Source organism: Pseudomonas sp. NPDC088890 (genome assembly GCF_044900155.1).
Lineage (GTDB): Bacteria > Pseudomonadota > Gammaproteobacteria > Pseudomonadales > Pseudomonadaceae > Aquipseudomonas > Aquipseudomonas urmiensis.
This window is the reverse complement of sequence record NZ_JBJDNG010000011.1, coordinates 125,364-137,346: the sequence shown is the minus strand read 5'-3', so window position 1 is coordinate 137,346 and position 11,983 is coordinate 125,364. Positions and strand designations below refer to the sequence as shown.

Here is an 11,983-nt window from a genome sequence, read left to right as displayed (position 1 = left end):
CAGGAAGATCTGACCGTCGGTGATCGAGATCACGTTGGTCGGAACGAACGCGGAAACGTCGCCAGCCTGGGTTTCGATGATCGGCAGCGCGGTCAGGGAACCGGTTTTGCCAGTCACAGCACCGTTGGTGAACTTCTCGACGTACTCTTCGGAAACGCGCGATGCACGCTCCAGCAGACGGGAGTGGAGATAGAACACGTCGCCTGGGTACGCTTCACGTCCTGGTGGACGGCGCAGCAGCAGGGAGATCTGACGGTAGGCAACAGCCTGCTTGGACAGGTCATCGTAAACGATCAGCGCGTCTTCACCGCGGTCACGGAAGAACTCGCCCATGGTGCAACCGGCGTATGGCGCCAGGAATTGCAGCGCGGCGGATTCCGAGGCGCTGGCAACCACCACGATGGTGTTTTTCAGTGCGTCGTTTTCTTCCAGCTTGCGAACGATGTTGGCAACGGTGGAACGCTTCTGGCCGACAGCAACATAAACGCAGAAAATACCGGAGTCTTTCTGGTTGATGATGGCGTCGATGGCCATGGCGGTCTTGCCGATCTGACGGTCACCGATGATCAGCTCACGCTGGCCACGGCCGACAGGGATCATGGCGTCGACAGATTTGTAGCCAGTCTGTACAGGCTGGTCTACCGACTTACGCCAGATCACGCCTGGAGCAACTTTCTCGACCGCGTCGGTCTCGGTGTTGCCCAGCGGGCCTTTGCCGTCGATTGGGTTGCCCAGTGCGTCAACGACGCGACCCAGCAGTTCCTTACCAACTGGAACTTCCAGGATGCGGCCGGTGCACTTGGCGCTCATGCCTTCGGCGAGGGTGTCATAGGCACCCAGGATCACTGCACCTACGGAGTCTTGCTCCAGGTTCAGGGCCATGCCGTACACGCCACCCGGAAACTCGATCATTTCGCCGTACATAACGTCGGCCAGACCGTGAATCCGCACGATACCGTCAGAAACGCTGACGACGGTACCTTCGTTGCGGGCTTGAGAGGCTACATCGAGGTTATCGATGCGGCCCTTGATGATTTCACTAATTTCGGAAGGATTGAGTTGCTGCATTGCTCTGCTGCCCCTTCAAACTCAAGATTTCAATGCTTCGGCCAGTTTCGCGATCTTGCCGCGAACCGAGCCATCGATTACCAGGTCGCCTGCGCGGATGAGGACGCCGCCGATCAGGCTGGCATCCTCCGACGCGTGCAGGCGAACTTCCTGGCCGAGCCGTGCACTGAGAACCTTGGCGAGTTTGTCTTGCTGTTCTTGGTTCAACGCAAAAGCACTGGTGACTTCCACGTCCACGGATTTTTCCAGTTCGGCCTTGTACAGCTCGAACAGATCGGCAATCTCCGGCAGGAGCAGGAGACGGCCATTTTCCGCGGCAACATGAATGAAATTCTGTGCCTGTGCATCGAACTTGTCACCGCACACTTCAATGAAAGTGGCGGCCTTTTGTGCGCTCGTCAGTCGCGGGGCCTTGAGCAGGCGCTGCATGGTGTCGTCTTGCGACACAGCAGCAGCCAGGCCGAGCATGGCTGACCAATTGGCCAGTTGCTGATGGGCCTGGGCGTGCTCAAAGGCAGCCTTAGCGTAAGGTCGGGCCAACGTGGTCAGTTCTGCCATGATCGCCCTCGCTTAAATTTCAGCGGCCAGTTTGTTAACCAGCTCCGCATGCGCGTTTTGATCGATTGTGGCGCCAAGGATCTTTTCAGCACCGCCAACAGCCAGGGCACCCAGTTGGGCACGCAGGGCGTCTTTGACGCTGTTCAGTTCCTGTTCGATCTCGGCCTGAGCCTGAGCCTTCACACGGTCAGCTTCGACGCGGGCCTGATCACGGGCTTCCTCGACAAGCTGAGCAGCGCGTTTCTTGGCTTGCTCAATGATTTCGGCTGCCTGTGCTTTAGCTTCACGCAGTTGCTGACCCGCTTTCTCTTGGGCCAGCTCCAGGTCGCGAGCTGCGCGGTTGGCAGCGTCCAAGCCATCAGCAATCTTCTTTTGACGCTCTTGCAGGGCAGTGATGACCGGAGGCCATACGTACTTCATGCAGAAGACGACAAAAATCAGGAAAGCAACGGATTGGCCAATCAGGGTTGCATTAATGTTCACGCCAACACCTCGCTCGGTCTTTGTTCATCACAGCAATCAACTCGTGGGTACGAGTGATTAGCCGGCGATTTGACCAACGAACGGGTTTGCGAAGGTGAAGAACAGAGCAATACCAACACCGATCATGGTTACGGCGTCGAGCAGACCGGCAACGATGAACATTTTGACCTGCAGCATCGGAACCATCTCAGGCTGACGAGCAGCGCCTTCCAGGAACTTGCCGCCCAGCAGGCCGAAACCAATGGCGGTGCCCAGTGCGCCCAGACCGATCAGCAGAGCAACAGCGATAGCGGTAAGACCAACTACAGTTTCCATCTTTCCTCCCGACTTTTACGTCGTATTGGTTAGGTTTTTAGTTTGAAGCGGTAAAACAAATCGTTTGGTACAACTGCCCTTGCGGACTTTTTACAGCCCTCCCCCCAAACGGGCAGGGAAGGCTATCAGACACGCCAGGCGGTCTTAATGGTTATCTTCGTGAGCCATCGACAGGTAGACGATGGTAAGCATCATGAAGATGAAGGCTTGCAGGGTGATGATCAGGATGTGGAACACAGCCCACGCCCATTGCAGCACTACACCCAGGCCGCTGAGCCAGAGCAGGCCGCTGCCGAACATTACCGCGATCAGGATGAACACCAGTTCCCCGGCATACATGTTGCCGAACAGACGCAGTGCCAGCGAGATCGGCTTGGCGATCAGGGTGACGAATTCAAGCAGGAAGTTCACCGGGATCAGCAGGGCTTGAACGAAGATGTTCTTGCTGCCGAACGGGTGCAGGGTCAGCTCGCCGATGAAGCCGCCGATGCCCTTGACCTTGATGCTGTAGAAGATGATCAGCGCGAACACCGAGAAGGCCATGCCCAGGGTGGCGTTCGGGTCGGTGGTGGACACGGCTCGGAACGCAATGTGCGGATCACCCGAGATCTTGGCAGCCAGCACCGGGATCCAGTCGACCGGGATCAAGTCGATGGCGTTCATCAGGAACACCCAGACGAAGATGGTCAGGGCCAGCGGGGCGATGACCGGGCTACGGCCGTGGAACGAGTCCTTGACGCTGCCGTGGACGAAATCGACCATCACCTCGACGAAGTTCTGCAGGCCGCCAGGTTGGCCGGAAGTGGCCTTCTTAGCCGCCATGCGGAAGATGAAGAGGAAGATCAGACCCAGCGCAACCGACCAGCCCAGGGTATCCAGGTGGAAGGCCCAGAAGCCCATTGCCTTGGCTTCTGCAGCCGAATGGGCCAAGCCCCAGCTGCCGTCTGGTAGTTGACCGTAGGTCAGGTTCTGCAAGTGGTGCTGGATATAGCCCGAAGCGGTTTCTGCTGCCATGGTTGCCTCAAACGCCCTTAGGTCTCGAAAGTCTTTTATTCATTAGCAGGGGCGCGAACCAGCTGACCAATTGGGTCAGCACGAAGACGCCGAATACTGCTAACGGCGCCAATGGCTTCACTCCTGCGAAGGTCAGTGCAAACAGCACTGCCGTCAAAATCAATTTGCCTGCCTCGCCTGCGTAGAACGACTTGACGATGGCCTGCGCTGCCCGGGCTCCGCTAAAGCGAAAAGCCTTCCAGGCGAAATACACATTCGGCAGCCAGGCAATCAGCCCTCCACAGAGGCCTGAATATCCACTGACTGCTCCTTTCCACTGCCACAACACCAAAGTTGCCAGCAGGACTACGACACATTGCGTCAGCAGTACTGGAAAAACTGCCCAGCGATGGAAAGGCAGGCGGTTTGGCGTGCGGATTTCCATCGCATCTACTCCTGGAAAGTCGACCATCAAGTCAGCAACGACTTGGCATAATTTGTGCCGACAAAATGCGCGCAGAGTATAGGGGGGGATTAACCCCTATTCAACTATTGGGTAGTGATTTCCGACTGCGCGCTACAACGGGAATTGTTTCAGCGGATGTGAGCAAGCACGCCCTGCAACTCGTCAAGCGAGTTATAGCGAATCACCAACTGACCTTTGCCCTTGTTGCCATGGCGGATCTGCACCGCCGAGCCCAGGCGCTCTGCCAGACGCTGTTCGAGGCGAGCGATATCCGGATCAGGTTTGCTCGGTTCGACCGGATCAGGTTTGCCGCTCAACCACTGGCGCACCAGTGCCTCGGTTTGGCGCACAGTGAGCCCACGTGCGACAACATGACGCGCCCCTTCTTCCTGGCGATCTTCTTCCAGGCCTAGCAAGGCGCGGGCGTGGCCCATCTCCAGGTCACCGTGGGCGAGCATGGTCTTGATCGCCTCTGGCAGCGAGATCAGGCGCAGCAGGTTGGCCACGGTCACCCGCGACTTGCCGACGGCGTCTGCCACTTGCTGCTGGGTCAGTTCGAACTCCTGCTGCAGGCGTTGCAGGGCAATCGCCTCTTCCAGCGGGTTGAGATCCTCACGCTGGATGTTCTCGATCAGCGCCATGGCGATGGCGGCTTCATCGGGTACATCACGGACCATGGCCGGAATGGTGTCCAGGCCCGCCAGTTGAGTGGCGCGCCAGCGGCGTTCGCCGGCGATGATCTCGTAGCGCTGGTCGCCGATCGGCCTAACCACGATCGGCTGCATGACGCCTTGGGTGCGAATCGAGGCAGCCAGTTCTTCCAGCGCCTCCGGGTCCATGTCCCGGCGTGGCTGGTACTTGCCACGCTGGATCAGCTCGACCGGCAGGTGTTGCAGTTCTTTCTGGTCGATCTTGACAGCCTGCTCCTCGAGCGAGCTGACGGAAGGACCACTGAGCAGTGCATCCAACCCACGTCCGAGACCCCGTTTCTTAACGGCCATGCGGATTCCTTAAGTTGTTTGTGCAGTGCGTGATTGACGGCGTTGGCGGCGTACCAGTTCCCCGGCCAGGGCCAGATAGGCCAGTGCGCCACGCGATTGCTTGTCGTAGGCCAGGGCCGGCATGCCAAAGCTTGGCGCCTCGGCCAGGCGAATGTTGCGCGGGATCACCGTATCGTACAGCTGCTCGCCGAAATGCTCTTTGAGCTGCGCCGAAACATCGTTGTTCAGGCTCAGGCGTGGATCGTACATGGTCCGCAGCAGGCCTTCGATCTTCAGCGCCGGATTCAACCGGGCAGCGATGCGCTTGATGTTATCCACAAGGTCGCTGAGACCTTCGAGTGCGTAGTACTCGCACTGCATCGGGATGATCACGCCATCGGAAGCGACCAGGGCGTTGAGGGTGAGCATCGACAGCGACGGTGGGCAGTCGATGAGGATGTAGTCGTAATTCTCGCGGATAGGCGCCAGCGCATTGCGCAGACGGCTCTCCTTGACCTGCATCTCCAGCAGCACCACTTCCGCGGCGGTGAGGTCGCGGTTGGCCGGCAGCAGTTGGAAACCGCCGTGCTCGGAGTAGTGCATCGCCTGGGCCAGGTCGCATTCGCCGATCAGCAGGTCGTAGACCGAATGCTCGAGCTCGTGCTTGTCCACCCCGCTGCCCATGGTCGCGTTGCCCTGCGGATCGAGGTCGATCAGCAGCACACGGCGCTTGGTCGCAGCCAGCGATGCGGCGAGATTGATACAGGTGGTGGTCTTGCCCACACCACCTTTCTGGTTCGCGATTGCGAATACCTTAGCCATTGTTGCGTGTAATCCCAGTCATGCCTTGCGGCGCAGTATCAGCAGATGGCGCTGGCCCTGGCAACCCGGAACGGTCAGGGCCTGCTCGCTTTCCACTGTGAAGTCTGCGGGCAATGCTACCAGTTCGTCGGCAGGATGCAGCCCTTTCATTGCAAGCCAAAGCGTCCGCGTGTCGCCCAGGTGGCGAGTCCAGCCGGTGAAGTTCTCCATGCTGCTGAACGCCCGCGAGATGATCCCGTTGAACGGCTGCGCCGGTTGATACTCTTCGACCCGGCTGTGGATAACCTGCAGGTTGTCCAGTTTCAGCTCCATCTTCACCTGGGTGAGGAAGCGGGTTTTCTTGCCATTGCTGTCGAGCAGCGTCACTTGCTTGTGCGGGTGCAGGATAGCCAAAGGAATCCCCGGCATGCCACCGCCGCTGCCGACATCCAGCCAACGTTGCGTGTCGCTGTGGATAAACGGCATGACGCTGAGGCTGTCGAGCAGATGCCGCGAGACCATTTCGTTCGGGTCGCGCACTGCGGTCAGGTTGTAGGCCTTGTTCCATTTGATCAACAGGGCCAAGTAGCCCAGCAGTTGCTCGTGCTGCTGCAGGCTCAGCTCGACACCGAGCTGGCGCGCGCCTGTGGACAACTCTTCTGCGTGTTGCGGGGTGACCAAGGAACTCAAGCGCTTTGCTCCAATTCGCGGCCTGCGCCGCGTTTTTTCAGATGAATCAGCAACAGGGAAATCGCCGCCGGGGTCACGCCGGGGATGCGCGAAGCCTGGCCGAGGGTCTCCGGGCGGGTCTGGCCGAGTTTGCCCTGGATCTCCTTGGACAGGCCGGAGATCGTCGTGTAGTCGATATCCACAGGCAGGCGGGTGTCTTCGCTGGCGCGCAGACGAGCGATCTCATCCTGTTGACGGTCGATGTACCCGGCGTACTTGGTCTTGATCTCGACCTGCTCAGCCACTTGCGGGTCAAGTGCCTCACCGCCAGTAGCCTCGATCAGGCCGGCATAGTCGATTTCCGGGCGAGCCAGCAGGTTGAGCAGGCTGTATTCGTGGCTCAGCGGCGTGCCGAACTTATCCACAACGGCTTGGCCCATCGGTGTGCCGGGGCGAACCCAGGTCGACTTCAGGCGCTGCTCTTCACGCTCGATGCCTTCGCGCTTGGCGCAGAACGCAGCCCAACGCTGGTCATCGATCAAGCCCAGCTCGCGGCCCTTCTCGGTCAGACGCAGGTCGGCGTTGTCTTCACGCAGGATCAAGCGGTACTCGGCGCGGGACGTGAACATGCGGTACGGCTCCTGGGTACCCAGGGTAATCAAGTCGTCGACCAGTACGCCGATGTACGCCTCGTCGCGACGCGGGCACCAGCTTTCCCGACCCTGCGCACGCAGTGCGGCGTTGGTTCCGGCCAGCAGACCTTGAGCGCCAGCTTCTTCGTAGCCGGTGGTGCCGTTGATCTGGCCGGCGAAGAACAGGCCGCCAATCACTTTGGTTTCGAGGCTGTACTTCAGGTCACGCGGATCGAAGTAGTCGTACTCGATGGCATAGCCCGGGCGCACGATGTGGGCATTTTCCATGCCGCGGATCGAGCGGACCAACTCCAGTTGCACGTCGAAGGGCAGCGAAGTGGAAATGCCGTTGGGGTACAGCTCATGGGTGGTCAGGCCTTCCGGCTCGATGAACACCTGGTGGCTTTCCTTGTCGGCGAAGCGGTGGATCTTGTCTTCGATCGACGGGCAGTAACGCGGGCCGACACCTTCGATAACCCCGGAATACATCGGCGAACGGTCGAGGTTCGAAGCGATGATTTCGTGGGTACGGGCGTTGGTGTGGGTGATCCAGCAGCTGACCTGGCGCGGGTGCATCTGCGCATTGCCCATGAACGACATTACCGGAATCGGCGTATCGCCGGGCTGCTCGGTCATCACCGAGAAGTCCACAGAGCGGCCATCGATACGCGGCGGCGTACCGGTTTTCAGCCGGCCGACGCGCAGCGGCAGTTCCCGCATGCGGTGGGCCAGGGCAATGGCGGGCGGATCACCGGCGCGGCCGCCGGTGTAATTCTGCAAACCAATGTGAATAAGTCCGGCGAGGAAGGTACCAGTGGTCAGTACCACCGAGTCGGCGAAGAACCGCAGACCCATTTGCGTGACCACGCCCTTGACCTGGTCTTGTTCGACGATCAGGTCGTCGCAGGACTGCTGGAATATCCACAGGTTCGGTTGGTTTTCCAGGATTTCCCGGACCACCGCCTTGTAGATGGCGCGGTCAGCCTGGGCCCGGGTTGCACGGACGGCCGGGCCTTTGCGGTTATTCAACACGCGGAACTGAATGCCGCTCTTGTCGGTGGCCAACGCCATGGCGCCGCCGAGCGCATCGATCTCTTTGACCAGATGACTCTTGCCGATCCCACCGATAGCGGGGTTGCAACTCATGTGACCGAGGGTTTCCACGTTATGGGTCAGCAGCAGGGTTTTTACCCCCATGCGTGCAGACGCAAGCGCAGCCTCGGTACCGGCATGGCCGCCGCCGATGACGATCACTTCAAAACGGGAAGGGAAATCCACCACGCACCTCGTGCCTGTTTTTGCGAATAGAGAAGGTAAGCCGACAAGTATAGGGACTTCCTACCCGCTAAAGAAACCTTTTGAGCAATTTTTGACCAGGCTGTGGATGAACGGGGATAACAGAAATTAAAAAGGAAGAAATTAAAAAAGCTTTGTTTTTATGTTTATTCTTACGCACAGCCTTTTCTGTGGATAAAGCTCTACACATCACTATTCATGGTATGTACAGAGAAATTAAACCCTGTGTCTGAGTGGCCATGAGGGCTATGGATAAGCTCATTTAGCCTGTGGATGAAATGCCTATTTACCCACAGGCGGATTTGTCCTCAGCTCTGAAGGGGGTTTATCAACTGAGCTGAAGGTTAGTTTTCCACAGGGCTTAGACGAACGAAAACTCGCCTGTTGATGAAATCAAAGGCGTGGTTCTTCAAAGGAAATTGGAAAAGGGTGGTTGCAGGCTGTGGAGGAGCGTTTATCCACCGACGAAAGCGCAGCCCCCGCCGTTCATCTCGGTGTGTTCTTCGCGGGTGAACCCGCTCCCACAGGTACTACCTTGCTGATCGCCGGCAATTGGAGGGGAGCGGTTGTGGATTATTTGCCGATGCAGAAGCTTGAGAAGATACGACCCAGCAGATCATCGGAACTGAACGCGCCGGTAATCTCTCCCAGCGCCTGCTGAGCTTGACGCAGATCTTCCGCCAGCAGCTCTCCAGCGCCGGCCAGGGTCAGCTGGTCACGACCATGCTCGAGGTGCGCGCTAGCCTGGTTCAAGGCCTCCAGGTGGCGTCTACGGGCGCTGAAGCTGCTCTCTGAGGTCTGTTCATAACCCATGCATGCCTTCAGGTGATCGCGCAGCAGCAGCAAACCGCTGTCATCGCCCTTGGCGCTGAGGGTAATGGTCACATGGCCATCGTCGCATTGTTCTATGGCAACCGCTTCACCGCTCAGGTCGGCCTTGTTACGAATCAAGGTGACTTTGCCAGGATCTGGGCGCTGATCGAGAAACTCTGGCCACAAGGCGAAGGGATCGCTTGCTTCAGGGGCCGTGCTATCCACAACCAGCAACACCCGGTCAGCCTCGCTGATCGCTTTGAGCGCACGTTCCACGCCGATCTTTTCCACATGGTCGTCGGTATCTCGCAGCCCTGCGGTATCGACCACGTGCAACGGCATCCCGTCGATGTGAATATGTTCCCGCAAGATATCCCGGGTGGTGCCGGCGATATCGGTGACGATGGCCGCCTCACGCCCAGCCAGGCGGTTGAGCAGGCTCGACTTGCCCGCATTGGGCCGTCCGGCAATCACTACGTTCATGCCGTCACGCAGCAGCGCGCCCTGGCCAGCTTCCTTCTGCACTGTGGACAACTCGGTGCGCACTGCATCGAGCATCGACAGCACATGGCCGTCGGCGAGAAAGTCGATTTCTTCCTCAGGGAAGTCGATCGCAGCTTCGACGTAGATCCGCAGCGCGATCAGTGCCTCGGTCAGCGAGTGAACGCGCTTGGAGAATTCGCCCTGCAGCGAACGCAAGGCATTGCGTGCGGCCTGGGTCGAGCTGGCCTCGATCAGGTCAGCGATCGCTTCGGCCTGGGCCAGGTCGAGTTTGTCGTTGAGGAATGCACGCTCGCTGAATTCACCAGGACGCGCCAGGCGGCAGCCCAGTTGCAGGCAGCGCTGCAGCAGCATGTCCATCACCACCGGGCCGCCATGACCTTGTAGTTCCAGGACGTCTTCACCGGTAAATGAGTTCGGCCCCGGGAAGAACAGCACGATGCCCTCATCCAGCACCAGCCCGTCCTGATCACGGAACGGCCCATAGTGAGCATGCCGGGGCGTGAGAGTGCGCCCGGTAATAGCTTGCCCGGCCTGGCTCGCCAAAGGGCCAGACAGGCGGACGATGCCGACCCCGCCGCGGCCCTGAGCGGTAGCGATGGCGGCAATGGTTTCACGCACAGTGTTCATGCTCGAAAGCCTCTTACGACAAATTCATCAGACAGATAGCAAAAACGCCCCACGAGGGGGCGTTTTTATTCACAGGCTAGCTTAGCAGCCTGTCAAGCGGCAGCCTTCTTGGCCGCAGCTTCGATGCTACGAGTGATGTACCACTGCTGCGAAATCGACAAGCAGTTGTTCACAACCCAGTACAGCACCAGACCCGCTGGGAACCACAGGAAGAAGAAGGTGAAGATGATTGGCATCATTTTCATCACCTTGGCCTGCATCGGATCCGGCGGAGTCGGGTTCAGGCGCTGCTGGATGAACATGGTCGCGCCCATGATGATCGGCAGGATGAAGAACGGATCCTTGATCGACAGGTCGGTAATCCACAGCAGCCATGGGGCCTGGCGCATTTCTACGCTTTCCAGCAGTACCCAGTACAGGGCCAGGAACACTGGCATCTGCACCAGGATTGGCAAGCAGCCACCCAGCGGATTGATCTTCTCTTTCTTGTACAGCTCCATCATCGCCTGGGACATCTTCTGGCGATCGTCACCGAAGCGTTCCTTCAGCGCGGCCAGTTTTGGCGAAACGGCACGCATGCGCGCCATCGAGCGGTAGCTGGCAGCCGACAGCGGGAAGAACAGGCCCTTGATGAGCATGGTCAGGACGATGATCGACCAGCCCCAGTTACCCAGGATGCTGTGGATATGTTGCAGCAGCCAGAAGATCGGCTGAGCGATGAACCACAGGAAGCCATAGTCGACAGTCAGTTCCAGGCCTGGGGACAACTCCTTGAGCTTGGACTGAATCTTCGGACCTGCGTACAGCATGGCGCTGGTTTCGACTTTACCGCCGGCAGGCACGCTGAGCGCTGGGCCGGTGTAGCCGATGATGTAGTTGCCTTGGCTATCCTTACGGGTCTGGATAACGTTGTTATCCGACTTGGCAGGAATCCAGGCAGTTACGAAGTAGTGCTGCAGCCAGGCAACCCAGCCGCCGGACACATTTTCTTTCAAACTGCCTTTGTCGATGTCTTTCATCGACACTTTCTTGTACGGCTCGGAAGGCGTCCACAGGGCGGCGCCCAGGTAGGTCGCGGTACCGGTAGCCGTGCTCGACGATGGATCGGAGCTGGCATCACGCTTGAGCTGGGCGAACATGTTGCCCGACCAGGCTTGAGCGCTTTGGTTGTCGATCAGGTAGCTGACGGTGAGGTCGTACTCACCGCGCTTGAAGCTGAAGCGCTTGATGTAGTTGACGCCGTTCTCGCTGAACTTCAGGTCAACGACCAACTGCTCCTGGCCATCGGCCAGTTGGAAGCTCTTTTGTTCAGCGGCGTACAGCGGACGACCGGAAGAACGTGCATCCGGGCCATTAACGCCAGTCAGACCACTCTGAGCCAGGTAAACACGCTCACCACCGTTATCGAACAGCTGGAACGGAATGTCCGGATGGTCTTGGCGGCGTGGGTACTTGGGCAGGTTCAGCTGGACGATGTCACCACCGACCGGATCGATAGCCAGTTCAAGGACGTCGGTCTTGACCCGGATCAGGTCCTTGCTGACTGCAACCGGAGCCAGTTCGGCTGGGCTGGATTCAGCATTGGCGCTCGGCACATCGGCGCTGGCGCCGTTGTTATTGCCGGCCGGCACGGTATCGGGCAGGGCCGGGGCAGCGTTGCTGGCAGCAGTATGCTGAGTCGGCAGTGCAGCCTGACCGTAGTCCTGGTTCCACTTGAGGACCAGCACGTAGGCCACGATTGCCAGGGCGACGATCAGGATCGTGCGTTTAATATCCAT

12 protein-coding genes are annotated in these 11,983 nt (G+C 58.9%); all 12 read right to left on the bottom strand.

Going from position 1 to position 11,983, the window contains the following annotated elements:
- On the bottom strand, positions 1 to 1,068 hold a 1,068-nt coding region (atpA, locus tag ACI2JX_RS21105; protein WP_404690919.1), incomplete at its 3' end, for a F0F1 ATP synthase subunit alpha.
- Positions 1,069 to 1,089: 21 nt separating this feature from the next.
- Positions 1,090 to 1,626 carry a F0F1 ATP synthase subunit delta gene (locus ACI2JX_RS21100; RefSeq protein ID WP_186553114.1) on the bottom strand — a complete coding sequence of 179 codons (537 nt, stop codon included), beginning with the start codon at positions 1,624 to 1,626 and terminating at the stop codon, positions 1,090 to 1,092.
- A 12-nt stretch (positions 1,627 to 1,638) separates the two neighbouring features.
- Positions 1,639 to 2,109, bottom strand: a complete 471-nt coding sequence (locus tag ACI2JX_RS21095) for a F0F1 ATP synthase subunit B (protein ID WP_186553115.1) — start codon at positions 2,107 to 2,109, stop codon at positions 1,639 to 1,641.
- Between the two features lie 57 nt (positions 2,110 to 2,166).
- Positions 2,167 to 2,424: a F0F1 ATP synthase subunit C gene (atpE, locus tag ACI2JX_RS21090; RefSeq protein WP_003097235.1), complete on the bottom strand. Its 258-nt coding sequence runs from the start codon at positions 2,422 to 2,424 to the stop codon at positions 2,167 to 2,169.
- A gap of 144 nt (positions 2,425 to 2,568) precedes the next feature.
- The gene (atpB, locus tag ACI2JX_RS21085) at positions 2,569 to 3,438 is read right to left on the bottom strand and encodes a F0F1 ATP synthase subunit A (RefSeq protein WP_392467394.1); all 870 of its coding nucleotides are present in this window, start codon (positions 3,436 to 3,438) and stop codon (positions 2,569 to 2,571) included.
- A gap of 7 nt (positions 3,439 to 3,445) precedes the next feature.
- Positions 3,446 to 3,862 (bottom strand): F0F1 ATP synthase subunit I, encoded by a 417-nt coding sequence (locus ACI2JX_RS21080; protein WP_186553117.1) that lies wholly within the window; start codon positions 3,860 to 3,862, stop codon positions 3,446 to 3,448.
- 149 nt (positions 3,863 to 4,011) lie between these two features.
- Entirely contained in the window at positions 4,012 to 4,884 is an 873-nt protein-coding gene (locus ACI2JX_RS21075) for a ParB/RepB/Spo0J family partition protein (RefSeq protein ID WP_186553118.1), read from the bottom strand.
- Positions 4,885 to 4,893: 9 nt separating this feature from the next.
- Positions 4,894 to 5,685: a ParA family protein gene (locus ACI2JX_RS21070; protein WP_186553119.1), complete on the bottom strand. Its 792-nt coding sequence runs from the start codon at positions 5,683 to 5,685 to the stop codon at positions 4,894 to 4,896.
- 18 nt (positions 5,686 to 5,703) lie between these two features.
- A complete protein-coding gene (rsmG, locus tag ACI2JX_RS21065; protein ID WP_404690918.1) occupies positions 5,704 to 6,354 on the bottom strand; it encodes a 16S rRNA (guanine(527)-N(7))-methyltransferase RsmG in 651 nt (216 codons plus the stop codon).
- Entirely contained in the window at positions 6,351 to 8,243 is a 1,893-nt protein-coding gene (gene mnmG, locus ACI2JX_RS21060) for a tRNA uridine-5-carboxymethylaminomethyl(34) synthesis enzyme MnmG (protein ID WP_186553121.1), read from the bottom strand. Before mnmG ends, rsmG begins: the two co-directional genes overlap by 4 nt.
- Positions 8,244 to 8,834: 591 nt before the next feature.
- On the bottom strand, positions 8,835 to 10,205 hold the full coding sequence (mnmE, locus tag ACI2JX_RS21055; RefSeq protein ID WP_264234133.1) for a tRNA uridine-5-carboxymethylaminomethyl(34) synthesis GTPase MnmE: 1,371 nt from the start codon (positions 10,203 to 10,205) through the stop codon (positions 8,835 to 8,837).
- Between the two features lie 92 nt (positions 10,206 to 10,297).
- Positions 10,298 to 11,983, bottom strand: a complete 1,686-nt coding sequence (gene yidC / locus ACI2JX_RS21050) for a membrane protein insertase YidC (protein WP_264234135.1) — start codon at positions 11,981 to 11,983, stop codon at positions 10,298 to 10,300.